This is a genomic window from Kitasatospora sp. NPDC001660, from assembly GCF_053596725.1.
Genome location: NZ_JBSFGU010000003.1, coordinates 18771 through 43585 on the forward strand (window position 1 = coordinate 18771; position 24815 = coordinate 43585).

Consider the following 24815-nt stretch of genomic DNA (forward strand, 5'->3'; position numbering starts at 1 on the left):
CGCGTCAGCCGGCGGTGCCGTACAGGCGGTCGCCCGCGTCGCCGAGGCCGGGGACGATGTAGCCGTTCTCGTTCAGCCGCTCGTCCAGGGCGGCGGTGACCACGGTGACCGGCAGGTCCGCCAGCTCCCGCTTCATCACCTCGACGCCCTCCGGCGCTGCCAGCAGGACCACGGCGGTGACGTCGGTGGCGCCGCGCTCGATCAGCATCTTGATCGCCGCGACCAGCGTGCCGCCGGTGGCCAGCATCGGGTCGAGCACGTAGACCTGGCGGCCGGAGAGGTCGTCCGGCATCCGGGTGGCGTAGGTGGAGGCCTCCAGGGTCTCCTCGTTGCGGACCATGCCGAGGAAGCCGACCTCGGCGGTCGGCAGCAGGCGGGTCATCCCGTCCAGCATGCCGAGGCCGGCCCGCAGGATCGGCACCACCAGCGGACGCGGGTAGCTGAGGCGGGTGCCGGTGGTGACCGCCACGGGCGTGGTGATCTCCACCTCGTCGGTGCGGACGTCCCTGGTGGCCTCGTAGGCGAGGAGGGTCACCAGCTCGTCGGTCAGGCGACGGAAGGTCGGCGAGTCGGTGCGCTCGTCGCGCAGGGTGGAGAGCTTGTGGGCGACCAGGGGGTGGTCGACGACGTGGAGACGCATGTACCGAGGTTAGCCCGGCCCTGGACGCCTGTACGACACGCCGCGGGCCCACGGCGCGCGGCGGGGGCTCACTCTGTCGTGACACGCCGTGACGCACCGCGAATGTCCGGCCGGAACCGGCCGCTGTGGTATCAACCGGGCCGATCTGGGAATGTCACGTCTTATGACGAGCAACCCGAACACCGGGGGCGGCTCGGCGGAGGAGCCCAAGGGCCCCTCGGGCGGCCGCGCGGGCCCGTCCGCGAGCCCCCCGGAGACCGAGGCGGCGCGCCGCAAGCGGCGCGCCGTCTTCCTCCGCGAGCTCGCCGAGGCACGCGAACTGCGGGAGCGGGTCCAGCCCAGGCGGACCAAGGAACGGCGGATGCGCGAAGCGATGCGGATGCGCACCTTCCGGATCTGAAGAACCCCCGAACGGCCCAGACCCACCATTCGACCGTCCTCGGACGGTCCGGGCGGCGTGGGACCGGCCGTCGACCGACGCTTCCGACACGACCTGCAAAGACGCGCTGCCGAACACCCCCCGCAAGGGCGGGCTTTCTGTCACGATTCCGATGGGACGGTCCGAACAGCGGACCGCCTCTGGCGCGGGGGCGGCCAGATGTTCGCGTCGCCCGTGCGCGCCGACAGCCGAGACCGATGATCTTGGGAGTGTCCCTGGTGGCGTACTTCGCTGCAGTGCTTGCTCGCTCCGAGGACGGGTGGGATGTGAGCGAGACGGAGCTCGACGACGTCGAAACCCTGGCCGATCTGGCAGACCTGGCCCGCGACGCCGCGCAGGACGACGACAGCGTCCTGATCTTCATCGAACAGGAGGACGCCTGGTTCGCCATCGTCCGGGTGGACGGCGAGGAGGATCCGCGGATCTTCGTGTCGGACGGCGCCGCCGCCGCCCGCAGCTCGTACGGCTCCGTCCTCACCGACGAGCTGGTCGACCAGGCCGGCGAGAGCGAGTTCGGCGACCTCGACCACCTGGTCGTGGAGCTGGAGGACAGTGAGGAGGCCGAGGACCTGGACGACGAGGCCGCCGACGACACGGCCCCGCACGGCGGCGTCCCGGTCGGCCCGCTCGGCGACTCCCACCTGCTGACCGAGTTCGGCCTGCCCTCCGACGAGCTGCTCGCCCTCAGCGGCGAGGGCGCGGTGCCGGGCGACGCCCTGGAGGAGATCGCCGAGGCCCTGGGCTGCGGCGAGGTCCTGGAGGCGGTCCGGTAGCGGGCAGCGGCCCGAGAGGTGTCCGTCGCCGGATGCCCGACACTGGATGCCATGCAGTCCGCCACCCCCGCAGCCCCCCTGATCGCCCCGCTGCCCGCCCCCGTCCGCCCCGACCCGGTCCGTGACCGCTGGGCGGCGCCGATGCGCCTCGCGATGGCCGAGGCCGCCCTGGCGCCGGTCACCGGCGACGTCCCGGTCGGGGCGCTCGTCCTGGGCCCGGACGGCGAGGTGCTCGGGCGCGGCCACAACGAGCGCGAGGCGGTCGGCGACCCGACCGCACACGCCGAGGTGGTCGCGATCCGGCAGGCCGCCGAGAAGGTCGGAGAGTGGCGGCTCAGCGGTTGCACGCTGGTCGTCACGCTGGAGCCCTGCACGATGTGCGCGGGCGCCATCGTGCTGTCCCGCATCGACCGGGTGGTCTACGGCGCCCTGGACGAGAAGGCCGGCGCGGCCGGCTCGCTCTTCGACGTGATGCGCGACCGGCGGCTCAACCACCGCCCCGAGGTGATCTGGGGGGTCCTCGCCGACGAGTGCGGCGAGCAGCTGCGCGCCTTCTTCGACACCCACCGCTGAGGGTCCGCCGGGATACGGATTTCGTGACCGCGACACCCGTCCGGTAGAGTTCCTCTCGGTAGCGTGTCCGAGCGGCCAAAGGAGCACGCCTCGAAAGCGTGTGTGGGGGCAACTCCACCGTGGGTTCGAATCCCACCGCTACCGCTGGAAAGCCCGAGGGCCCGTCCGATCCGGACGGGCCCTCGGCGTTCTTCCGTGCACCCTCGGAACGCGGAGAGGACTCCGCACCCGGGCCGGTGTCCGCCAACGCCCTTGTCGGGTACGGAGCCTGGAGGGGGAGCGGTTCGGGGGAACCAACCGCTCCCCCGGCGGAGTCCCACGACCGGCGCCGCGGTCGGGGGAGGAGCCGCGACACCCGGTCCCACAGCGGGGAGCTCCGGATCCACGCACCGGGATTCCTGCCGGATCCTCGGTGCGTCATCCATCCTGCCGCCCGGTTCGCGCACGGGCACCCGGAGAAAGGCCCCAACTCGTGGGGACCTTCGTCCCGCCGGGCGAACGCGCCACGCACTTGATAGCCCGTCCGGTGGATAAGCTGCCCCTGCAGGGCCGCTCGGGGACCCGGATGACGGCGGCCCACAGCTGGGAGGAAGGTCACCCGATGGCGCAGGCGAAGAAGATCGGCATGATCCTCCTGCTCGTCTTCGTCCTCTACTCGATCATCACGTCGCCGGCCCGCTCGGCCGAGCTCGTCCAGCTGGGCTTCGAGGGCATCTCGAACGCCGCCAAGGCCGTCGGCACCTTCATGACCGGCCTGATCAAGTAGCCGCCGGTCTCGAGGCCGCCCCGGCGCACGGGCTACGGTGGGCGGGACCCTCATACCCCCGTCCGCGAGGAGCGGCATCGTGATCCGGCACCTGGTCCTGTTCAAGCTCAACGAAGGCGTCCGCAAGGACGACGAGCGCGCGCTCGCCGGCGCCAAGGCGTTCGCCGAGCTCGGCTCGGTGATCCCCGAGCTGCGCGAGTGGGAGTGCGGCTGGAACACCACCGACCGCGACATCGCGTACGACTACGCGATCAACAGCCTGGTCGAGGACCGCGACGCGCTCCAGGCCTACCTGACCCACCCGGCCCACCAGGCGGCGGCCGGCCAGTGGCGCGAGTTCGCCACCTGGGTGATCGCGGACGTCGAGGTCTGAGAGCACCGTCCGCCCCGGGGCGCTTCCCCCGGACGGACCGCGGCGTCCCGCCCGAGGTCCGGGCGGGACGCCGCGCTCCGCCCCGGAACGATCCTTGCGGCGCCTCACCGCCGGGCCCCGCGAAGGCCCGGTACCGCATCAACACACCTCCGCCGGGTGCTTGCCCGACCTGTGCCCGCCTTGTGATGCTATGACCGGTTTTGCCGGACATGGCGAGGTGAAGAACCAGCCGCGACACCCAATCCGCCAGGGCCCGCCGTAGTCGACTTTGGGAGGGGTGACGTGTCCGTGGACGAGGTGCTGGCGGGGATCATCAGCCCGGCCGGCGAGCTTCGGCCGGACGGCCTGCGCGGCTCCGGCGGCCGTCCGGCGGTGGACGTCCGGACGCTGACCCGGGTGCTGTTCGAACGCCTGGCCGAGCTCCCCCCGGACGCCCCCGAGCGGGAGCGGGTGCGGGCCGCTCTGATCGAGGTCAACATCCCGCTGGTGCGCTACGCGGCCACCCGCTTCCGCAGCCGCAGCGAGCCCATGGAGGACGTCGTCCAGGTCGGCACCATCGGCCTGATCAACGCGATCGACCGGTTCGACCCCAGCCGGGGCGTCCAGTTCCCCACCTACGCGCTGCCGACCATCCTCGGCGAGATCAAGCGCTACTTCCGGGACAACGTCCGCACCATGCACGTCCCGCGACGGCTCCAGGAACTGTGGGTGCAGGTCAGCGGCGCCATGGAGGAGCTGACGGTGCTGCACGGGCGGACCCCCAAGGTGCCCGAGATCGCCGCGAGCCTGCGCATCCCCGAGGAGGACGTCCGGGCCTGCCTGGACGCGGGGCGGGCCTACAACGCGGCGTCCCTGGAGGCGGCGCAGGAGCACGAGGGCGGGCTCGCCCTGCTGGACCGCCTCGGCTACGAGGACTCCGCGCTCGCCGAGGTCGAGCACCGGGACATGGTCCGCCACCTGCTGGTCCAGCTGCCCGAGCGGGAACGGCGGATCGTCATGCTGCGGTTCTTCGCCAACCTGACCCAGTCGCAGATCAGCACCGAGCTGGGAATGTCCCAGATGCACGTCTCCCGGCTGCTCTCGCGGATCCTGACGAGGCTTCGAACCGGCAACTCCTGGGAAGACTGACATCGCTCCGCGTCACCACCGCGTGACATCTTGCGACGACCGGGTTTGCCGGGGATCGTGTGCCGGTATGGAGGGGGAGGGCCTTCGGCGGGAACATCCGCGCGTCGACGCCCGTTCAACCGTCAGTCACAAGGGGGTGGGCGCATGTCCGGAGAGCTGGGCACTGCGGAGATCCACGCTGGTCAGGCCACAGGCATCGCGGTCGCCGAGGACCGGGTCCCGCTGCAGCGGGGGCCGTCCACCGCACCGCCCGTCCCCGAGGCGCCCGTCGCGGCGTCACCCGGCACCGGGCTGGACACCCGGACGCTCTCCCGCTCGCTCTTCCTGCGGCTGGCCGCCCTGGAGCCCGGCAGCGAGGAGCACACCTACGTCCGCGACACCCTGATCGAACTCAACCTGCCGCTGGTCCGGTACGCCTCGGCGCGCTTCCGCAGCCGCAACGAGCCGATGGAGGACATCGTCCAGGTCGGCACGATCGGGCTGATCAAGGCGATCGACCGGTTCGACCCCGAGCGCGGGGTGGAGTTCCCCACCTTCGCGATGCCGACGGTGGTCGGCGAGATCAAGCGGTTCTTCCGGGACACCAGCTGGTCGGTCCGGGTGCCCCGGCGGCTCCAGGAGCTGCGGCTCGCACTCACCAAGGCCGGCGACGAGCTGGCCCAGCGGCTGGACCGCTCCCCCACCGTCCCCGAGCTGGCGGCCTGCCTCGGCGTCAGCGAGGAGGACGTGGTCGAGGGCCTCGCGGTCGGCAACGCGTACACCGCGAGCTCGCTCGACTCCAGCCCCACCGAGGAGGACGGCGACGGGCCGCTGGCCGAGCGGCTCGGCTACGAGGACCTCGCGCTGGAGGGCGTCGAGTACCGGGAGTCGCTCAAGCCGCTGCTGGCCAAACTGCCGCCGCGCGAGCGCCGGATCATCATGCTGCGCTTCTTCGGCAACCTCACCCAGTCGCAGATCGGCGAGGAGATCGGGATCTCCCAGATGCACGTCTCCCGGCTGCTCACCAAGACCCTCACCCAGCTCCGGGAGGGGCTCATCAGCGAGGGCTGACGGGCCCCGCGGGGCTCAAGCCGCCTCGCCGTCCAGCAAGTTGTTCCGGAGCCCGGCCAGCACCTCGTCGTCCAGCCCGAGGCCGTCGCGCCAGAACGCCCCGAAGTCGGACCAGCCGGCCTCGACCTCCTCGAAGGCCGCGGCCAGGTAGGCGGGGTCGGCCCGGAACACCGGCAGCAGCAGTTCCGGCTCGCGCATCAGGCCGCGGGTGCCGAAGTCGTCCATCACCCGGCCGACGACCGGCGCCGAGCGCTCGTTGGTGAGCAGGTAGTCGGCGAGGACGGTCTCGTGGTCCACGCCCAGTGCGGTCAGCAGCAGCGCCGCGAGCCAGCCGGTGCGGTCCTTGCCGGCCGAGCAGTGGAACAGCAGCGGCGGGCCGTCGGGGGCGGCCAGCAGGCGCAGCGCGGTGGCGAAGCGCTCGCGCGCGAGCCCGTCGGTGACGAACCAGCGGTAGAGCCCGGTCATCATCGCGGCCGCGCGGCCGTCGCCGAGCAACGCGCGCTGCTTCTCCGGGCTGCGGTCGGCCAGGGCGTCGCGCAGCGTCACGTAGATGTCGAAGTCAGGTGCGAACACCGGGAGATGGTGCAGGGTCACGCCGCCCTCGGCGTCCGGTTCGACGGTCACCGCGGTGCCCGGGGGGAGGTCGGCGGCGACCTCCGGGACGGGGAGGCCGGGAACGCGGTCGGGGCCGGCCTCGCGGACCTCGTCGAGGCTGCGGAGGTCGACCACGCGGCGCAGGCCGAGGGCCCGGAGCGAATTCAGGTCGTCGCCGGCGACATGGTTCAGGCCATCGCTGCGCAGGACCGTACCGGGCCGGAGGACCCTTCCGTCAGCCGTCCGACAGCCGCCCAGGTCACGGGCGTTGACCGCACCGCGCAGTCCGAGACTGCGCCCGACCTGGGGCATTCCACTCCGGTTGGACGCGGCATTCCGAACGCCGCCGATTGTCCCGGCCTCGGTCCGCTGATCGGCCATGCGGGAGCCTCCATTGCATATTCGGACTGTCACATGGCACAGAGGTGCCCGATATTGCATGAACCTGCCCAATGGGGCGGCGAGATGTGCAAGAGTGTCATGCGCAACGACCACAGTGTAGGTGTCCGGCGCGCCCCACCACGTCGCCCGGTTGGTAACAACGCTTGGTAACCAGCTGTAGCACTCAGGTTCCGGTTTTTCATTTTCAATTCATCATTTGCATGGCCGGTGCTGTTCCGGTCACAATCAGCGCCTTCATGGCTTCGCCATGAACGTTGGTAACAGGTTTGCTGCACTCTCGCCCAATTGGTCCCTCGCGGAGCCGACCCTCGACCAGGATGGGCGCCGGGCAGCCTGCTGCCCGCGAACAGCTACAGGGCAGGCGAGCGCAGAGCAGCGAAGCGCCTGCCCCAAGGGGAGGATCACCATGGGTCGAGCGACCCGAAGAGTTGCCGCCTACGCGGCAGCAGTTCTGCTGGCCAGCGGCCTGCAGACCACCCTGGCCCACGGCGACACCGCGACGCCGCCGAGGATCGATCTGACCGTCCTCGTCATCGACGACGGCGGACCCTCCGTCGCGGCCATCACGGCCGAACTCAAGAGCCAGGGCACCCCGTACAAGGTCATCACCCTGAGCGACCCCAACCGCCCTGTCATCAACGCCGCTTTCCTGAGCGACACGATCAACGGGCAGCCGCGGGGCAAGTACCAGGGCATCGTCCTGCCCAACGAAAACCCCTTCACCAACTCGCCGGCCGAGATGACGGCAATCGCGACGTACGAGGCGGCATTCAACGTCCGCCAGATCGACGCGTACACGCTCGCCAGCCCGGCGGTGGGCCTGAACTGGGCCCAAAATCCCGGTTACATTGGCACCTTGGACGGTTTCCAGGCCGCCACCACCACGGCAGGCACTTCGGGCTCGTTCAGCTACCTGAAGGGCGCCGTGCCCTTCGAGGACAACGACCCGAACGTCAGCGAGAGCTACGGGTACCTGGCCACCCCGCTGGCGGGCCTCCCGTCCGGCGCCTCGTTCACGCCGCTCGTCGACGCCCCGATCCCGGGCAGCTCCTCGCGCGGCTCGCTGGTCGGTGAGTACACCCACGACGGCCGCAAGGAACTGGTCGTCACCTTCGTCTACAACCAGTACCAGCAGCAGTACCGCCTGCTGGCCCGCGGCATGGTCGACTGGATCACCCAGGGCGTCCACCTCGGGTACGACCGCAACTACTTCGCGGCCCACGTCGACGACGTCTTCCTCGCGGACGACCGCTGGTCCACCACCCTGAAGTGCACCCCCGGTGACGTGACCTGCCCGCCCGGCACCCCGGGCACCAGCAACCCGATCCGGATGACCCCGGCCGACGCGCAGTACGCCAAGCAGTGGATGGCCTCGAACAACTTCACCCTGGACATGGTGTTCAACGGTGGCGGCAGCGAGGACTGGAAGGCCGACAACAACACCACGGTCGACCCGACGGCGAACCAGATGATCGCCGACCAGAACAGCTACCGCTGGGTCAACCACACCTACACCCACCCGTACCTGGGCTGCGTCCAGGACGTCAGCGTGGTGCCGTGGCGCTGCACCAAGGACGCCTCCGGCAACACCGTCTGGGTCGACCAGAACACCATCTCGACCCAGATCAAGAACAACTTCGACTGGGCGGCCAAGAACGGCCTCAAGGTCGACCCGCAGGTCCTCGTCACCGGCGAGCACTCCGGACTGCTGACCGCCCCGCAGGAGACCAGCGACAACCCGTACCTGGCGCCGGCGCTGGCCGCCAACGGCATCAAGTTCACCGGCAGCGACGCCTCCCGCGAGCCCGCCCAGCGGGCCGTCGGCTCCTCCACGCTGACCGTGCCCCGCTACCCGATGAACGTCTTCTACAACGCCGGCTCGGCGGTCGAGGAGACCGACGAGTACAACTGGATCTACACCAGCAAGGCCAACGGCGGCAGCGGGATCTGCGAGAACAACCCCAGCTCCACCTGCCTGCCCAAGCCGCTGGACGTCAACACCGGCTTCCAGTCGTACATCGTGCCGCTCGAGGCCCGGATCGACCTCGGCCACGTGATGAGCAACGACCCGCGGCCGCACTTCATCCACCAGTCGAACCTCTCCGAGGGCCGGATCGTCTACCCGGTGCTGGAGAAGATCCTCGGCACCTACCGCTCGCTCTACGCCGACAACGCCCCCATCGTGAACCTCGGCGAGCGCGAGATCGGGCAGGAGTTCCAGAAGCGCGCGGCCTGGAACGCGGCCGTCGCCTCCGGCCAGGTCACCGCCTACAAGATCGGCAACAACGTCACCGTCTCCGCGCCGGCCGGCGTTCAGGTCCAGGCCACCATGCCGACGGGAACTACTCAGAAGCTGGCCATCGGGTCGACCGCCTTCGGTTCCGCCTACGCCGGTACGCTTTCCGGCTGGGTGGCGCCGGGCGCGCTGCAGAGCTCCATCACGCTGCAGCTGTCCTCGGGTGCCACTCCGGCGGCCCCGGCCGCCGTCGCACCGAGCGTCGCGGCCAAGTCCGTCCCGGCCCCGGCGCAGGCCGACAAGAAGGTGGTCCCCCAGGGCGTCGCCACCCCGGTCCCCGTCGGCCCCAGCGACACCACCCGCACCAAGGCTCCGGTCCTGGTCCCGGGCAGCGGAACCCCGGTGCCCGGCAAGGACGTCCAGCGGGGCGGCAACGCCGCCGGGCTCGTGAAGAGCGCCATGGTCTCCGGGGGGACGGCCGAGCTCGACAGGAAGTCCGCCGGCAAGCCCGGCTCCCGGTAACACGTAAGACCCGATGGTGGGGCCGGTGCCGGCGAACCCGGCCCGGCCCTGCCACGGCTCCCGTTCCGGCCACCCAGGCCGGACACCCGACGCAAGAACAGGAGGGGGGACAGGAGATGCGCGTCACCCTGCTCACCGAGGGGACGTATCCGCACCAGCACGGCGGCGTGAGCGTCTGGTGCGACCAGCTCGTTCAAGGCATGCCCGACGTGGACTTCGACATCATCGCCGTCACCGGAACCGGTCACGAGCCGCTCGCCTGGGAGCTGCCCGCCAACGTCCGGTCCGTCACCACCGCACCGCTGTGGGGCCCGGCCTCCGAGGCCAGGGCGCCGCGCGGCAGCGAGATGCGGCGCTTCCTCAACGCGTACGAGCGCTTCCTGCACTCCATCCTCGACCCGGTCTACACCACCCACTTCGGCACCGAGCTGTACGGCTTCGCCGACCTCGCCCGGCGCGGGCTGCTCAGCCCCGCGCTGCGCAGCGAGCGCGCCCTGCGCACCCTCCAGCACGTCTGGACCCGCGACTACCTCCCCACGGCCGTCTCCCGGCCCACCCTCCACGACGCCCTGAACGCCACCGACCTGCTCGAACACGCACTGCGCCCGCTCTCGGCCGAGCCGCCGACGGACGGCGTCGCCCACGCGGCCAGCGGCGGTCTGGCCACCCTCCCCGGGCTGATCGCCGCTCAGCAGTACGGCGTACCGTTCCTGCTCACCGAGCACGGCATCTACCTGCGCGAGCGCTACCTCGGCTACCGCACCGGCCCGTACCGCTGGCCGGTCAAGGCGCTGCTGCTCGGCTTCTACCGGATGCTCGCCGAGGAGAGCTACCGGCAGGCCGCCCTCGTCACCCCCGGCAACCGGTACAACCGGCGCTGGGAGGAGCGCGGCGGCACCCCGTCGGCGAACATCCGGACCGTCTACAACGGCGTGGACCCGACGGCCTTCCCGCCCGCCGGCCCCGAGCCGCAGACCCCGACCCTCAGCTGGGCCGGCCGGGTCGACCCGATCAAGGACCTGGAGACGCTCATCCGGGCCTTCGCCATCGTCCAGCGCGAGATCCCCGAGGCGCGACTGCGGCTCTTCGGGGGCACGCCCAAGGGCGGCGAGGCGTACCGGGACGGCTGCATAGCCCTGGCCGCCGAGCTCGGCATCGCCGACTCGGTGGTCTTCGAGGGCCGCGTCGCCGACATCACCGACGCGTACGCGGCGGGCAACGTGGTCATGCTCTCCAGCATCAGCGAGGGCTTCCCGTTCACCCTCATCGAGGCGATGTCCTGCGGCCGCGCGACCGTCTCGACGGACGTGGGCGGCGTGCGCGAGGCCGTCGGCGACACCGGACTGGTCGTCCCGCCGCGCGAGCCCGAGCCGATGGCCGCCGCCGCGATCGAGCTGCTGCGCGACGCCGAGCGGCGCGCCCGGCTCGGCGAGCAGGCCCGGCTGCGGGTCATCGAGCAGTTCACGCTGCGCCAGAACATCGACGGCTTCCGCGGCATCTACACCGAGCTCCTCGGCACCGCCCGCTGGATGCCGGGCGGCGTGGTGCCCGTCGCCGACGACGTCCCGACCGGCTGGGACCAGCAGCTCGCCACCGCCCGGCGCCGGCCCAGCGAGGTGGGCGCATGAGTGGTCCCATCCGTCTCGTCCCGGACGAGGCCGACGCCGACCGGACGATGCAGCTGCGCACGCTTCCGCGGGGGCGCCGCCGCCCGTCCCTGCCGGCCCGGCCCGCGCCGGAGGAGGAGCTCGGCCTCTCCGCGGACCCGCTGGACGAACTCGCCGAGCGGCTGCAGGACATCTGCGCCGACGCCGTCCACCCCTTCGAGATCGCGGCCTTCCTGGAGTCCGACGGCCTCTCCGACGAGCAGGCCGCCCTCCTGTACGGCCGCCCCGACGCGTTCACCGTCGCCGAGGAGCTGTTCGAGAAGGTCGAGCGCCGCTACCCCGGCCCGAGCTCCGAGTTCGCCAACCCCTGGCGGGCCGACCCCTGGCGCTGCGTCGTGCGCGGCCTGGTGTTCGCCCTGCCCGGGCTCGGCTACCTGCTCGGCGCCAACCTGTTCGCGGCCACCCGGATGCGCTTCGGCCTGCCCTCCGGCATGCTCGCGCTCACTGTCGCCACCGTCGCCAGCTGGGCCTTCAACCAGGCGCTCGCGCACCGCGCGTACCGCTGGCTCAGCCGGCTGCGGCGCCGGGAGTCCGCGATCTGCCTGAGCATCGGCGCACCGATCGGCGCACTGATCGCCTCGACCGCGGCGTACGTCGTCGGCGGGCCGCTCGATTCGCTGCTCTTCGCCGCCGGGCAGTCCGCGTACCTGGGCGCGGCGACCGTGCTGCTGGTGCTCGGGCGGGAGAAGTTCCTGCTGCTGGCACTGGCACCGGCCTCCATCGGCGCGGGCGTGGTGCTCGCGGCGGACGTCCCGCAGGTCGTCCGGACGGTGGTCCTGCTGACCTCGCTGGTGCTCGCCGTCGGCCTGGCCGCCCGGGAGCTGGTCCGCTGCATCCGCGGCGACAAGGACGCCAAGGACGCCGTCGCGGTGAAGCTCCAGCTCCGCCAGGAGATCCCGCACCTGCTGTTCGGCCTGGCCTGCGGCACCCTCACCCTGATCGCCGGCCTCGGCGTGACCATCCACGAGGCGGTCAGGACCGGCGCCGCGCACGGGACGCACACCACGCCCACCGGCCCGGCCATGATCGCCCTGACGCTCAGCCTCGGGCTCGCCGAGTGGCTGCTCTTCCGCTACCGGGCGATGGCCGTCGCCGCGCTGCGGGTCAGCCACACCTCCGCCGAGTTCGTCCGCCGCACCGGCGGGGTGCTGCTCGGCTGCCTCTTCATCTACCTCACCACCGTGGCCGCCCTGGACGCCGCCGCGACCGTGCTGTGGCCCGGCGCCCCCGCGCTCGGCGTCCCGCAGCTCGGCGCGCTGCTGCTCCTCGGCGGCTCGCTCTGGCTGGCGCTGCTCCTGAACGCCTTCGGGCTCAGCTGGAGCACCGCCCTCATCTGTCTGGCCGCCGCGGGTGCCGAGAGCGCCGGGCTGCTGACCGGTGCGGACCCGACCCTCCTGCAGCTGATCGGCTGCGGGACGGCCGCCTTCGTCCTCACCGCCATCGCCGGGCCCGTGCTCGGCCGCACCACCCAGCACCGCTGAACACCACCGGAACACACGCACGACCGAACCACGCGCACGGCTGGACGAGCACCGCCGCACCAGCCGGCATCATCACCGGCCGGGCTGCCACGACGCCCGGCCGCTCCCCCGAGAACCAGAAAGCGAATCACGCATGAGCAGCGTCGCCGTCACCGGAGCCGAGGGCTTCATCGGCTCCCACCTCGTCGAGACCCTGGTCGCCGACGGCCACCACGTCCGCGCGATGGTCCAGTACAACTCCTTCTCCTCCTTCGGCTGGCTGGAGACCCTGTCCAAGGACGTGCTGGACTCGGTCGAGATCGTCCTCGGCGACGTCCGGGACCCGGGCTCGGTCATCGACCTGGTCAAGAACACCGAGACCGTCTACCACCTGGCCGCCCTGATCGCGATCCCGTACTCCTACCGGGCCCCGCACTCGTACGTCGACACCAACGTCACCGGCACCCTGAACGTGCTGGAGGCGGTGCGTCACCTCGGCATCCAGCGCCTTGTGCACACCTCGACCAGTGAGACCTACGGCACCGCCCAGACCGTGCCGATCACCGAGGAGCACCCGATCAACACCCAGTCCCCGTACGCCGCCTCCAAGGCCGGCGGGGACCGGCTGGCCGACAGCTACTACGCCAGCTTCGAGACCCCGGTCGTGACGCTCCGCCCGTTCAACACCTTCGGCCCGCGCCAGTCGATGCGCGCCGTCATCCCGACCGTGATCGCCCAGGTCGCCGCCGGCCAGACCGAGATCACCCTCGGCGACCTGCGCCCGACCCGCGACTTCATGTTCGTCAAGGACACCGCGAACGCCTTCCGCACCGTCGGCACCGCGCCCGCCGACGCCGTGGTCGGCAGGACCTTCAACGCCGGCACCGGCGGCGAGATCTCGGTCGGCGACCTGGTCACCCTGGTCGGCAAGCTGATGGGCGTCGACCTCGTGGTCAAGGAGGACGAGCAGCGCATCCGCCCGACCAACTCCGAGGTCATGCGCCTGGTCGCGGACGCCACCAAGCTGCGCGACGCGACCGGCTGGGCCCCCGACTTCAGCCTGGAGCAGGGCCTGGAGCAGACCATCGAGTTCTTCCGGGACCCGGCCAACCTGGACCGCTACAAGACCGACATCTACAACGTCTGACCGCCGCACAGATCTTGCCAGCCCTGGTTATCAAGGTTCGTGTCCTGCGCATTCCTTCCGTGGGGGAAACACCATGCATGCAGTGATCCTGGCCGGTGGTAAGGGCGTCCGACTCCGCCCGTACACCACCGCGCTCCCCAAGCCGCTCGTCCCGATCGGCGACCAGCACGCGATCCTGGAGATCGTGATGCGCCAGCTCGCCGCCGCGGGCTTCAAGACCGTCACCCTGGCCATCGGCCACCTCGGCCACATCATCCGCGCGTACGTCGGCAACGGCTCCCAGTGGGGCCTGCGCGTCGGCTACGCCGTGGAGGACAGCCCGCTCGGCACCATGGGCCCGCTGCTCACCATGCAGGACCGGCTGCCCGAGCACTTCCTGGTGATGAACGGCGACATCCTCACCGACCTGGACTTCGCCGGAGTGCTCAAGCACCACGAGGCGTCCGGCGCGCCGCTGACCATCGCCACCTACGCCCGCCAGGTGAAGATCGACTTCGGTGTCCTGACCACCGAGTCCGGCAGCATCACCGGCTTCCAGGAGAAGCCGAGCATCGACTACCGCGTCTCGATGGGCGTGTACGGCGTGTCCCGCTCCGCGCTCGCCAAGTACACCCCCGGCCTGCCGCTCGGCTTCGACGAGCTGGTGCTCGACCTGCTGGCCGCCCAGACCCCGCCGTCCTCCTACGACTTCGGCGGCTACTGGCTCGACATCGGCCGCCCGGACGACTACGACCGCGCGAACGCCGAGTTCGCGAGCATCCGTCCGGTGCTGATGCCCTTCGAGACCAGCGGCGTCGCACCTGCGGTCACCGAGCTGCCCGTCCCCGCCGCGCCCACCACCGCGGACCCCGCCCAGGCGCCCGTCGCCACGGGCGCCGAGAGCGACGGACGGGCCGCGTGAGGATCCTGCTTCTCGGCGGGGACGGCTTCCTCGGCCGCCACGCCGCCGCCGTCCTGCGGTCGCTGCCCGGTGCCACCGTGCTGACCGCGGGCCGGCGGCCCGCTCACGACCTCCGGCTGGACCTGGCCACCGCCCAGCCCGGCCCGCTCGGCGAGGAGCTCGCCGCGCTGGCCCCCGACGTGGTGGTCAACTTCGCCGGCGCGGTGGCCGGCAGCGCGATCAAGCTCGCCGAGGTGAACGCGCGCGGTCCGGCGGTGCTCTGCGAGGCGCTGCAGCTCGGCGCCCCGAAGACCCGGCTGGTGCACATCGGTTCGGCCGGCGAGTACGGCGTCTGCGAGCCGGGCGGTTCGCTGTCCGAGGAGGCGGACGCCCGTCCCGTCGGCGTGTACGGCGCGACCAAGCTGGCCGGCTCCCTCGCGGTGGCCGGCTCGCCGCTGGACGCGGTGGTGCTGCGGGTGTTCAACCCGGTCGGCCCGGGGGCGCCGGCGGGCTCGCTGCCCGGCCGGCTCGCCGCCGAGCTGCGCCGGGTCGCGCCCGAGGGTGCCGACGGCGTCGTGAAGGTCGGGGACCTCTCGGCCCACCGCGACTTCGTCGACGCCCGCGACATCGCGCGCGCGGTCGGCCTGGCCGTCGCCGCGGACCGTCCGCTCCCCCGGGTGCTCAACCTCGCCTCCGGGCAGGCCAAGCCGGTCCGGGCGATCGCCGAAGGCCTGGTCGCGGCGGCCGGGTTCACCGGCCGGATCGACGAGAGCGGGGCGGGCTCCGAGCGCTCGGCCGCGGTCTCCTGGCAGCAGGCCGACGTGTCGGCCGCCGCCCGGGAGCTCGGCTGGCACCCCGAGACCGACCTCGCCGACACCCTGCGCGACCTCTGGCTCAGCACCGAGCCCGGCCCGACCCCGGTCGTCGGATGACCGGGACCACCACCGACGGCCGCCTGCTGGTGCCGCTGTACGTCCACCCCGCGGTGGACCCGGCGGCCTGGCGGGCGGTCGCCGCCGCCGACCCCGCCCGGATCGCCGCCGTCGTGCTCAACCTGGCCGACGGCCCGGGCGAGACCCCGGACAACGTCTTCGCCGAAGCGGCCGACGAACTGCGCGCCGCCGGACTGCCGTTGCTCGGCTACACCGACACCGACTACGGCCGACGCTCCCACGCGGCCGTGGTGAGCGATGTTCTGACGTATCGTCAGCGGCATGCCATCACCGGCGTCTACTTCGACCAAGTCGCCTGCCACCCGGGCGCGTTGGCGCACTACCGGCGGCTGGCCACGGCGGCCCGCGCGGCCGGCTGCGGCACCGTCGTGTTCGGCCACGGCGAGCACCCGGACCCCGGCTACGCCGAAGTCGGCCTCGCCGACCTGCTCGTCACCTTCGAGGGCACCTGGGACTCCTATCGGGAGATGACCCTGCCCCTGTGGACCGGCCGCCACGCGGCCTCCCGCTTCTGCCACCTCGTGTACGACGTCCCCGCCGACCAGGCACGGGACGCCACCGCGCTGATCGCCGCCCGACGGGCCGGCGTCGGCGCCGCCGTCCCGGGCTCCGGGGACAACCCCTGGTGCACCCTTCCCCACGGTCTGACCGCCGCTGAACTGACCTGACCAGATCCGGAGTTCGACAACCGTGAACCGCCGTACCCGGCCCTTACCGGCCGCCATCGCCCTCACCACCGCCCTGCTGGCCACCGCGTGCGGCAGCTCCGGCTCCGAGGACGACCACAGCCCGTCGGCCGAGGACCCCCCGAGCAAGCCGCCCGCGGCGACCGCTCCCGGCACTCCCGGCACCCCGAGCGACACCGCGACCCCCGGCGCCCCGGGCACCCCCAGCGCTCCCGCCACGCCCACGCCGACCGGCACGCCCAGCACGCCGTCGGCCCCCGGCACGCCGTCCGCTCCGGGCACCCCGGGCGGCGGCACCACCGCCCCGCCGCCGTCCGGCGCCCGCTGGCAGCCCACCCCGGGCCTCGCCTGGCAGTGGCAACTCGGCGGCAACGTCGACCAGTCGGTGGACGTGCCGGTCTACGACATCGACGGCTTCGAGAACGACGCCTCGGTGGTCGCCGCGCTGCATGCCAAGGGCCGCAAGGTGATCTGCTACATCAACGCCGGCTCCTGGGAGAACTTCCGCCCCGACGCGGCCGCCTTCGCCCAGGCCCTGCAGGGCTCGGACACCGGCTGGAAGGGCGAGAAGTGGTTCGACATCCGCAAGGTCGACCAGCTCAAGCCGCTGATGGCCGCCCGCTTCGACATGTGCAGGAGCAAGGGCTTCGACGCCATCGAGCCGGACACCATCGAGGCCTACAACCAGAACAGCGGTTTCCCGCTCACCGGTGACGACCAGATCCGGTACAACCGCATGCTGGCCCAGCTCGCCCACGAGCGCGGCCTGGCGATCGGCCTGAAGAACGACCTGGACCAGATCCCCGCGCTGCTGGGCGACTTCGACTTCGCCGTCAACGAGGAGTGCTCGCAGTACGACGAGTGCGACCGGGTGGAGCCGTTCGTCAAGGCGGGCAAGGCGGTCTTCCACGTCGAGTACAAGGTCGACACGGACCAGTTCTGCGACAAGGCCAAGGCGCTCGGCTTCAGTTCGATGCAGAAGAAGCTCGACCTGAACGCCTGGCGCAAGCCCTGCTGAGCCGCCCGCGGCGGCCTCCCGTCGCGCGGGTGACCCGGACCGGGGTCACCCGCGCGAGGGTCACTTGACCGCCAGCCAGATGACACCGCCCAGCACGGCCAGGCCGATGACGGCGATCAGCGCGATCACGCCGGTGCGGTTGCCGCTGCTGCGGCCGTAGGTGGAGACGGAGCCGGGGCTCTGCGGCGCGGGGGTCTCGTCGACGAACGCCCGGAACATCTGGGTGCTGCCGGCGGGGTCGTAGTCGTTGTCAGCCATGGCAGGGACTCTAACGAATCCGGCGGCCGGCCCGACACCCCGGACCCTCCCCGCGGCCCCGGACCACCCGCACGTGCAACAGCGCTACGACAACCGCGTGAAGACCGCCCGAAGCCCGGAATGCCGCACGGGGTGATCCCGTTGACTGCGACCATGACCGGTAACCACAGTGATGCCGCACGCCGGGTCCGGCTCGGCAACTCCGACCTCAGCGTCCACCCGCTCTCCCTGGGCGGCAACGTCTTCGGCTGGACGGCCGACGAGGAGCAGTCCTTCGCCGTCCTGGACGCCTACGCGGCGGCCGGCGGCAACTTCGTCGACACCGCCGACGTCTACTCCGCCTGGGCCCCGGGCAACACCGGCGGCGAGTCCGAGACGATCATCGGCAACTGGGTGCGCAGCCGCGGCAACCGGGACGACGTCGTGATCGCCACCAAGGTCGGCATGCACCCCGAGGCGAGCGGCCTGAGCGCGGCCAACATCAAGGCCTCGGCGGAGGCTTCGCTGCGGCGCCTGGGCGTCGAGCGGATCGACCTCTACTACACCCACCGGGACGACGACACCCCGGTCGAGGAGTTCGTCACCACACTGGACGAGCTGGTCCGCGAGGGCAAGGTCCGCGCGGTCGCCGCGTCCAACATCGGCGCCGAGCGGCTGGCCGAGGCGCTGGCCTTCGCCGAGCGCGAGGGCCTGGCCGGGTACGTGGCCGTCCAGCCGCACTACAACCTGGTCTCGCGCGGCACCTTCGAGGGCCCGCTGGCCGACGTGGTCGCCGAGCACGGACTCGCCACCGTGCCGTACTACGCGCTCGCCTCCGGCTTCCTCACCGGCAAGTACCGCCCGGGCGGCCCCGGGGTGGCGAGTGCGCGCTCCGAGGGCGCCGCGCGCTACCTGGACGACCCGCGCGGCCCCAGGGTGCTGGAGGCCCTGGACAAGGTCGCCGCCGAGCACGGCGTCGAGCTCGCCACGGTGGCCCTCGCCTGGCTCGCCGCCCGCCCGACGGTCGCCGCCCCGATCGCCAGCGCCCGCACGGTCGAGCAGCTCCCGCCGCTGCTGGCCGCCGCCTCGCTGCAGCTCACCCCCGAACAGACGGCGCTGCTGGACGAGGCGTCCGCCTGACGCCACTACCGCGCGCCCCTGCGGGCCGTGCGCGCGCCGCCCGTCCGGGTGGCGGGCACACGGCCCGCGGCCGTTCCCGGGCCACCATGGGTCGAGCCCGACCGACCCACCGCAGCCCGGGGGCCCGATTGCCCGACCAACCCGCCGGGGGCGGCTTCGCCGTCTCCCCGTCCGACCTGTCCGCCCACGCCGGGACGGTCGACGAACTCCACGCCGGCCTCACCGCCGCCGACGACACCGCCCGCGACCACACCACCACCGCCCACACGGCCCTGGCCGGCTGGCGCACCGGCCCCGAACTCCGCGCCCGCGCCGCCCGCTGGGACGACCAGGTGACCGCCTTCGGCGGCATCCTCCACGACCTCGCCCACCGCCTCCGCGCCACCGGCGCCCGGTACGCCGCCACCGACCGCACCCTGGCCACCGAGGAGTAGCCGGTGCCACCCCACGTCCCCACCCCGCCACCACGAACGCCCCCGCCACCCATCGCTCCGGCTCACCCGCCCACCACGCCACCGCGAACGCCGCCACGAACGCCCCCGCCGACTCCGGCCCGTACCCCGCCCACCCCCGCACCTCCCTCACCCACCACCCCCCGCCCGGCGAGGAGCAAGCAGCCGTGCTGAGCTACGAGACCGTCCGCTCCACCCGCCTCGACGCCCTCACCGCCGCCGCCGAGGAGTGGACCGCCCTGCGCGCCCGCTACCTCGGCCTGCGCGACCGGCTCGACGGCGAGATCACCGGCCCGCTGGCCGAGGGCTGGGACGGCGAGGCGGCCACCGCCGCCCACGCGCTGATCGCCGAGGTGGCCGGCCAGTTCACCGCCGCGAGCCAGGAGTCCGCCGATCTCGGCACCCTGCTGGCCGACGCCGCCGGCCAGTTCACCGACGCCCAGCGCCGCCTCGTCCGCCTGGCCGACGAGGACGCCCCCGCCGCCCACCTCCGGGTCTCCCCCACCGGCACCGTCACCGACGTCCACCCGCTGCACGACGACGAGTCCGCCCGCCACCAGCCCGAGTACCAGGCCGTCTTCCTCCCCGAACGCCGCCGCACGGTCGCCGAGTTGGCGGGCCGCATCGAGTCCGCCCTGCGCGCCGCCACCGAGGCCGACGAGGCCGCCGCCTGGGCCCTGCGCTCGGCCCCACCCGCCCCGGGCGACCGCCCGTTCGGCCCGGACGGCTGCCACACCCTCGCCCAGGCCCGCCAGGCCCGCGCGGACCTCGGCACCGCCCTCACCCTGGCGGCGAAGCGCGCCGCGCTCACCCCCGACGAGCTGACCCGCCTCGACGCCCTGCTCACCGCCCACGCCGACGACCCCGCCTTCGCCGCCGAGTTCACCACCACGCTCGGCCCGCGCCCCGCTCTCGAACTCTGGCGCGACCTCAATGACCCCTCCCTGTCCCGCGGTTCGGACCGCGGTCGCACCGAAGCCCTCCGCCGGCTCCAGTCCTCGCTCGGCACCGTCCTCGGCACCGCCACCCACAGCACCGACCCGGCCATGCGGGCCTGGGAGCAGGAGATCCTCCGCCTCGGCCCCAAGCAGCTGCCCCGCCCCGGTGGCGGCCCGGTGCCGACCGGCTACCACCTGATGAGCGCCCTGCTGCACTCCGGCCGGTACGCGTCCGGCTTCCTCAGCGCCTACGGCGAGGGCCTGCTGGCCACCGAACACGCCGCCAAGGTGTCCCCGCAGCTCCTCTGGGCCCCCGACAGCACCGAGCCCGCCTGGGACCACCTCGGCGAGGGCCGCGGCGGAGACCCGGTGACCGGCCTGCTGGCCGCCCTCGGCCACAACCCGGCCGCCGCCACCGCCTTCCTGGACCCGGGCGACCCCCGGCGCGGCGACCACCTCGCCTACCTCCTGCGCGGCCGCCGCTGGCCCGAGGAGCTGGTGGCCGGCGCTCACGTCCGGGGCCACCACGCGCTCGGGCTCGCCGTCCAGGCCGCCGCGACCGGCACCCACCCGGACGGGTTCCACGCACACACCGCCGCCCAGGCCCGGGTGATGCGGGACACCGTGACCCTGCTGGACGCCGGCATCGGCCACGAGCACCTCCCGCCCGGTCTGCACGCACCCGTCGCCGCGGCCCTCGCCGACTACGCCGCCGACACCCACGCCGTCCTCTCCGGCACCAGCAGGTCCGCCAAGGACCACGCCGCCGCCGCGGCTTCCGGCGTGTGGACCGACGAGCGCACCGGCGAGGTGCGGATGGCCGTCGAGAAGGGCCCGCTGATCCGCACCCTGCGCGGCCTCGCCGATCTCCCCGAGGCCCACCACGGCATCCAGCAGGCCGAGTTGACGCACATCGCGGAGCGGATCGGCGGCCTCCCGGCGGACGCCTCCGAACCGGAGTGGAAGGGACTGCTCGCCAACTCGACCGTCGCCCTCGGCGTGCTCGACGCCGTCCAGGCAGACGCGGTGCTCGACCAGCGCGACGACGCCGCCAAGGTCGCCGCCTGGAAGGCCAAGGGCCTGTACACCGGCCTCGACGTCCCGCTGAAGCTCGTCCCCGGCCCCGGCCTCGGCGAACTGACCCGGCGGGTCCTGGCCGCCGGCATCGCCGACTGGCAGAGCGGCGCCCTCGACGCGATCGACGCCGCCGCGGCCGGCCGGATCGAGCGGAACACCCTCACCGGCCCCGACGGCCGCAGCGGCCACGAAGGCGTCATCGCGATGGTCGAACAGTGGCGGCGCGAGCACGGCCACCCGGACCCGGACGGCCTCGCCGCCGACTGGGACAAGCAGCAGTTGCGCACCGTCTACAACACCGGCCGCACCGACGCCGCCGCGGCCCTCGGCCGCACCGGAGGCTGACCGCCGCCGCCCGAAAGGGCCGGGCCCCCGGCAGCAGCACGCCGCCGGGGGCCCGGAGCCACCGAGGCTACGGCCGACCGAAGTGGGTCGGGGAGTAGCCCCCGTTCAGCGTCGAGATCCGCACCGCCCCACCCGGCCGCGGCGCCTCCACGAACGTGCCGCCGCCCAGGTATGTCCCCACGTGGTGGATCCCGGAGGCGCGCCCGCTGTCCGACCAGAACACCAGGTCGCCGCGGCGCGACTGCCCCGCGCTGATCGACGTGGTGGCCGCGTACTGGTCGTCGGCCACCCGCGGCAGGCTCATCCCGCTGCGCCGGTACGCCTGCTGGACGAGCCCCGAACAGTCGTAGCCGGACGGGCCGTTGCCGCCCCAGACGTACGGCTTGCCCAGCTGGGCGAGCGCGTAGTCGACGGCCGACTCCGTGCGGCGTACGCGCCGATGGCCGTCCTCATGCGGGTCGTCCTTCCTTCCGCCCGGCCCGGGCGGCCGGGGGCGGCACCGAGGCGGCCACTCCGGCCGGGGCGACGAAGGCGACCAGCAGTTGCTCCATCAGCGCGCTGCGGGCGGCCTCGTCCAGTTCGTGCGCGGTCGCACGCTCCAGCCGCCGGACGGCGAGCGCCGCCGCCTCGACCGCGTCGTCCACCAGCACCGTCCGCAGACCCGCGTCCAGGTCGGCCAGCCGGCGGCGACGCATCGACTCGGCGACCTCGGACGCGTAGTCCAGCGCCAGCGGCTGCACCGAGTACACCTCCAGACCCGCCGGAGCGGCCTCGGCGGCCAGCGCCCGGGTCAGCTCGTCGGCGAACCACTGCCCGTCGCGCAGCGCGGGCCCGGGCGCCGCGTTGCTGTCGCACGGCAGGGCGGACGCGGTACGGGTGAGGACCGCCTGGACCTGCTCGCGCAGGTAGCTCTCATGGTCGTCGATCGCCAGCAGCGCCCGCGCGGTGTCCTTGACCCGCCAGACGACCAGCAGCCGGACGACGATCGGGGTGCCGGTGCGGTCGACCACCCTGACCAGCTCGCTGCGCCAGTGCCGCAGCCGCACGTCCACCCGGCGGCGGCGCAGCAGCGGGTTGACCCAGACCAGGCCGGTGCTGCGGACGGTGCCGCGGTAACGGCCCCAGCGGGTGAGCACCCGGGTCTCGCCGCCGGCGTTGGCCAGCAGCCCGGCGAGGGCGTACACGACGAGCAGCCCGGCGGCGCTCACGGCGACGACCGACGCGGTGTCCACGTCGGCCCGGCCGCTCTCCCGCGTGGTGCTGCCGCGCAGGTCGGGCACCGCGTCCCAGTACGGGATGACGCCGTCGTGCAGCAGCACCGCGAGGACGCCGGCCACGCCGACGAGCACCGCGAACAGCGCCCCCCAGCCCGGCAGGGCGGTGGCGACGTGCTCGCGCAGTGCCTGGTCGGCGCGCGGGGGGCGGCGGGAGGTCACGGCCACGATGCCGCCGGCGGGGGTGGCGTCGGGGAGCTCGACGGTCTCCGGCGCGGCGGTCTCCAGCGGGTCGCGCAGGTCGGCTCTGCCGGACGCCGGTCCGGGGACGACGGCGAGGGGGGTGGTGGCCGGGCCGCGGTCGGCCGGACCGGCCGTCTCGGCGGGCTTGGCCGACGCGCTCGCGCCGATGACGAACCGTTCCGGCAGTGCCGACGGGAGCGTCTTGGGCAGGTGGTCGGGTCGCTGCGAAGAATCGCGGGTGACGTCCATGCACGGATCCTCGGGGTCGGTGTGTCGCGCAACGGGCGGCCCGGATCTGACGGGCAGTGCCAGAGTCAGGCTAAGTTCATACGTCATCAAATGCGACATTTAAACCACAGTGTGTCGATATTTACTGACGAATCATCTGAAGTCGACCTGATGCGCAGACACATGATCGGATGGTCGGGGTGATGTCGAATGGCCGCCGGAAGGTCCCGGACGTTCCGGAGCAGGTCAGCGCCGTCGGGCACCCGGCCCTCGGGCGAACACCCGGCGAGTGATCAGCCCGATCGCGGCGAGCAGCAGCAGGCCACCAGCGAGCCTGGTGCGCCACCGCGCAGGCCCGGTCTCGTGGGCCGCCACCCGGGGAGTGTCCGCCCCCACGGGCGAAGCGGCGGGCGGCGCCGTCTTCACGGTGATCCGCACGGGCTCGCCGCGCAGCACCACGCCGCCGCTGGTGGTCTCGACCGGGGTGAGGCTGTACGCGCCCGCGGCGAGCGGGCCGCCGGGGCGGCAGTTCCAGTCGCCGCTGCGCTCGACCGGGGCGCGGCAGAGCGGCGTGTCCCCCTCACGGACCTCGACCGAGGCCTCAGCGACGGCGTCCTCGCCGCGGATCCGCGGCCGGACGTCAGCGGTCACGGCCCTGTCGGCCGGTTCGGCGGTGGCGTCGAAGCCCGGGAAAGTGGCGAGGCCGAACTGGACGGAGAGGCCGGCGGGCAGGACGGCGCGGTGCTCCGCGCTCCAGGTGTCGGGAGACTGCTGGGCCGCCGAGGGCGGGCTCCAGGCGATGAGGAGCCCGGCGGTGAGGGCGGCCAGGGCGGCAGCTGTGCGGGGGAACTGTCGGCTCATCCGACTCTCCTTCGCGGTCGGCTGCCGGGTGGCGGGCAGTCCGGGCACAAGATGCGACAAAACGGAATCACGACCTTGAGCTGGCCATACCCCGACACCTGCGCATTTGGCCGTGTCCCACCCGTTCGGCCGCCTGGAGATCCCCGACACGAAAGAAGCCCCCGGCCGATGGCCGGGGGCTTCTTGCTGGTGCGCTCAGCAGGATTCGAACCTGCAACCTCTTGATCCGTAGTCAAGTGCTCTATCCGTTGAGCTATGAGCGCAAGGAACGGGCGAACCCGATCTTGCGGAGGTTGGTGCGCTCAGCAGGATTCGAACCTGCAACCTCTTGATCCGTAGTCAAGTGCTCTATCCGTTGAGCTATGAGCGCTCGCCCCGGTGAACGTGTCTCCGTGGCGTTGCGGGAACAACATTACATGACCTGCGACGTAGGACGAAATCGATTGATCCGGCCCCCTCGGGACCGGCGCCCAAACGTGCCCGGACGTGCCCGGACAGGCCCGGACATGCGAGAAGCCCCGCCGACGAGATCGTCGGCGGGGCTCCCGGCTGGCGGAGGCTGAGGGATTTGAACCCTCGATCAGGAATAACCCCGAAACCGCATTAGCAGTGCGGCGCCATAGACCGGACTAGGCGAAGCCTCCTCCACAAGGGACGCATCCGCTTGGCGGACGCGTTCCGTGTGCCTGTGATGATGCCACACCCGTGGGGTCCGGCACCAACCACCGCCCACGTTACTAGCCGGGTCGTCCCCACCGCAAAGAAGAATGAGA

23 protein-coding genes, 4 tRNA genes and 1 pseudogene are annotated in these 24815 nt (G+C 72.6%); 19 read left to right on the forward strand and 9 right to left on the reverse strand.

The window, feature by feature from the left end; genetic code table 11:
* Window positions 1–4: 4 nt before the first annotated feature.
* Entirely contained in the window at window positions 5–640 is a 636-nt protein-coding gene (upp, locus tag ACWCXH_RS03700) for a uracil phosphoribosyltransferase (protein ID WP_329927243.1), read from the reverse strand.
* 163 nt (window positions 641–803) lie between these two features.
* Here upp and ACWCXH_RS03705 point away from each other — a divergent pair, with 163 nt between their 5' ends.
* The 8 genes from ACWCXH_RS03705 (at window position 804) to ACWCXH_RS03740 (ending at window position 5742) form a co-directional block, all read left to right on the forward strand.
* Window positions 804–1040 (forward strand): hypothetical protein, encoded by a 237-nt coding sequence (locus tag ACWCXH_RS03705; RefSeq protein WP_449799689.1) that lies wholly within the window; start codon window positions 804–806, stop codon window positions 1038–1040.
* 236 nt (window positions 1041–1276) lie between these two features.
* On the forward strand, window positions 1277–1852 hold the full coding sequence (locus ACWCXH_RS03710) for a tRNA adenosine deaminase-associated protein (RefSeq protein ID WP_449799690.1): 576 nt from the start codon (window positions 1277–1279) through the stop codon (window positions 1850–1852).
* Window positions 1853–1903: 51 nt separating this feature from the next.
* Complete coding sequence (tadA, locus tag ACWCXH_RS03715; RefSeq protein WP_449799691.1) at window positions 1904–2425, forward strand: tRNA adenosine(34) deaminase TadA; 522 nt, start codon at window positions 1904–1906, stop codon at window positions 2423–2425.
* A 57-nt stretch (window positions 2426–2482) separates the two neighbouring features.
* Window positions 2483–2569: transfer RNA gene (locus ACWCXH_RS03720), tRNA-Ser, on the forward strand.
* A gap of 382 nt (window positions 2570–2951) precedes the next feature.
* On the forward strand, window positions 2952–3191 hold the full coding sequence (locus ACWCXH_RS03725; RefSeq protein WP_449799981.1) for a hypothetical protein: 240 nt from the start codon (window positions 2952–2954) through the stop codon (window positions 3189–3191).
* Window positions 3192–3270: 79 nt separating this feature from the next.
* Window positions 3271–3564: a Dabb family protein gene (locus tag ACWCXH_RS03730; RefSeq protein ID WP_449799692.1), complete on the forward strand. Its 294-nt coding sequence runs from the start codon at window positions 3271–3273 to the stop codon at window positions 3562–3564.
* Between the two features lie 288 nt (window positions 3565–3852).
* Window positions 3853–4692, forward strand: a complete 840-nt coding sequence (locus ACWCXH_RS03735) for an RNA polymerase sigma factor SigF (RefSeq protein ID WP_449799964.1) — start codon at window positions 3853–3855, stop codon at window positions 4690–4692.
* Between the two features lie 144 nt (window positions 4693–4836).
* Complete coding sequence (locus ACWCXH_RS03740) at window positions 4837–5742, forward strand: RNA polymerase sigma factor SigF (RefSeq protein WP_449799693.1); 906 nt, start codon at window positions 4837–4839, stop codon at window positions 5740–5742.
* 15 nt (window positions 5743–5757) lie between these two features.
* Here the strand turns inward: ACWCXH_RS03740 and ACWCXH_RS03745 are convergent, their stop codons facing one another.
* Window positions 5758–6648, reverse strand: coding sequence for a tyrosine-protein phosphatase (locus ACWCXH_RS03745; protein WP_449799694.1), 891 nt, complete (start codon window positions 6646–6648; stop codon window positions 5758–5760).
* Window positions 6649–7144: 496 nt separating this feature from the next.
* Here ACWCXH_RS03745 and ACWCXH_RS03750 point away from each other — a divergent pair, with 496 nt between their 5' ends.
* From ACWCXH_RS03750 to ACWCXH_RS03785, 8 genes and pseudogenes are all read left to right on the forward strand, one after another.
* Window positions 7145–9496, forward strand: coding sequence for a hypothetical protein (locus ACWCXH_RS03750; protein ID WP_449799695.1), 2352 nt, complete (start codon window positions 7145–7147; stop codon window positions 9494–9496).
* Window positions 9497–9612: 116 nt separating this feature from the next.
* The gene (pelF, locus tag ACWCXH_RS03755; RefSeq protein ID WP_449799696.1) at window positions 9613–11124 is read left to right on the forward strand and encodes a GT4 family glycosyltransferase PelF; all 1512 of its coding nucleotides are present in this window, start codon (window positions 9613–9615) and stop codon (window positions 11122–11124) included.
* The gene (locus tag ACWCXH_RS03760; protein ID WP_449799697.1) at window positions 11121–12644 is read left to right on the forward strand and encodes a hypothetical protein; all 1524 of its coding nucleotides are present in this window, start codon (window positions 11121–11123) and stop codon (window positions 12642–12644) included. The genes pelF and ACWCXH_RS03760 overlap by 4 nt, the downstream gene beginning before the upstream one ends.
* A gap of 133 nt (window positions 12645–12777) precedes the next feature.
* Complete coding sequence (locus ACWCXH_RS03765; RefSeq protein WP_449799698.1) at window positions 12778–13770, forward strand: SDR family NAD(P)-dependent oxidoreductase; 993 nt, start codon at window positions 12778–12780, stop codon at window positions 13768–13770.
* A gap of 73 nt (window positions 13771–13843) precedes the next feature.
* Window positions 13844–14545 (forward strand): annotated as a pseudogene (locus ACWCXH_RS03770) (nucleotidyltransferase family protein); the annotation flags it as partial.
* A 122-nt stretch (window positions 14546–14667) separates the two neighbouring features.
* Window positions 14668–15582 carry an NAD-dependent epimerase/dehydratase family protein gene (locus tag ACWCXH_RS03775; protein WP_449799699.1) on the forward strand — a complete coding sequence of 305 codons (915 nt, stop codon included), beginning with the start codon at window positions 14668–14670 and terminating at the stop codon, window positions 15580–15582.
* A complete protein-coding gene (locus tag ACWCXH_RS03780; RefSeq protein WP_449799700.1) occupies window positions 15579–16271 on the forward strand; it encodes a spherulation-specific family 4 protein in 693 nt (230 codons plus the stop codon). The genes ACWCXH_RS03775 and ACWCXH_RS03780 overlap by 4 nt, the downstream gene beginning before the upstream one ends.
* Before the next feature lie 22 nt (window positions 16272–16293).
* On the forward strand, window positions 16294–17307 hold the full coding sequence (locus ACWCXH_RS03785; protein ID WP_449799701.1) for an endo alpha-1,4 polygalactosaminidase: 1014 nt from the start codon (window positions 16294–16296) through the stop codon (window positions 17305–17307).
* 60 nt (window positions 17308–17367) lie between these two features.
* Here ACWCXH_RS03785 and ACWCXH_RS03790 read toward each other — a convergent pair whose 3' ends face one another.
* Window positions 17368–17565, reverse strand: coding sequence for a hypothetical protein (locus tag ACWCXH_RS03790; protein ID WP_449799702.1), 198 nt, complete (start codon window positions 17563–17565; stop codon window positions 17368–17370).
* Window positions 17566–17718: 153 nt separating this feature from the next.
* On the opposite strand from ACWCXH_RS03790, the gene ACWCXH_RS03795 reads away from it, so the two are divergent.
* From ACWCXH_RS03795 to ACWCXH_RS03805, 3 genes are all read left to right on the forward strand, one after another.
* Window positions 17719–18684, forward strand: coding sequence for an aldo/keto reductase (locus tag ACWCXH_RS03795; protein WP_449799703.1), 966 nt, complete (start codon window positions 17719–17721; stop codon window positions 18682–18684).
* A gap of 128 nt (window positions 18685–18812) precedes the next feature.
* On the forward strand, window positions 18813–19118 hold the full coding sequence (locus ACWCXH_RS03800) for a hypothetical protein (RefSeq protein WP_449799704.1): 306 nt from the start codon (window positions 18813–18815) through the stop codon (window positions 19116–19118).
* A 185-nt stretch (window positions 19119–19303) separates the two neighbouring features.
* Entirely contained in the window at window positions 19304–21496 is a 2193-nt protein-coding gene (locus ACWCXH_RS03805) for a hypothetical protein (protein WP_449799705.1), read from the forward strand.
* Window positions 21497–21563: 67 nt separating this feature from the next.
* Here the strand turns inward: ACWCXH_RS03805 and ACWCXH_RS03810 are convergent, their stop codons facing one another.
* The 6 genes from ACWCXH_RS03810 to ACWCXH_RS03835 all read right to left on the reverse strand — a co-directional run bounded on the left by ACWCXH_RS03810 (window position 21564) and on the right by ACWCXH_RS03835 (window position 24686).
* Window positions 21564–21887, reverse strand: a complete 324-nt coding sequence (locus ACWCXH_RS03810; protein WP_449799965.1) for a C40 family peptidase — start codon at window positions 21885–21887, stop codon at window positions 21564–21566.
* A gap of 58 nt (window positions 21888–21945) precedes the next feature.
* Window positions 21946–23202: an SPFH domain-containing protein gene (locus tag ACWCXH_RS03815; RefSeq protein WP_449799706.1), complete on the reverse strand. Its 1257-nt coding sequence runs from the start codon at window positions 23200–23202 to the stop codon at window positions 21946–21948.
* A gap of 225 nt (window positions 23203–23427) precedes the next feature.
* Window positions 23428–24042 (reverse strand): hypothetical protein, encoded by a 615-nt coding sequence (locus tag ACWCXH_RS03820; RefSeq protein ID WP_449799707.1) that lies wholly within the window; start codon window positions 24040–24042, stop codon window positions 23428–23430.
* A gap of 187 nt (window positions 24043–24229) precedes the next feature.
* Window positions 24230–24305 (reverse strand) — tRNA-Arg (locus ACWCXH_RS03825).
* A 31-nt stretch (window positions 24306–24336) separates the two neighbouring features.
* Window positions 24337–24412 (reverse strand) — tRNA-Arg (locus ACWCXH_RS03830).
* Between the two features lie 180 nt (window positions 24413–24592).
* Window positions 24593–24686 (reverse strand) — tRNA-Ser (locus ACWCXH_RS03835).
* Between the last annotated feature and the right edge of the window lie 129 nt (window positions 24687–24815).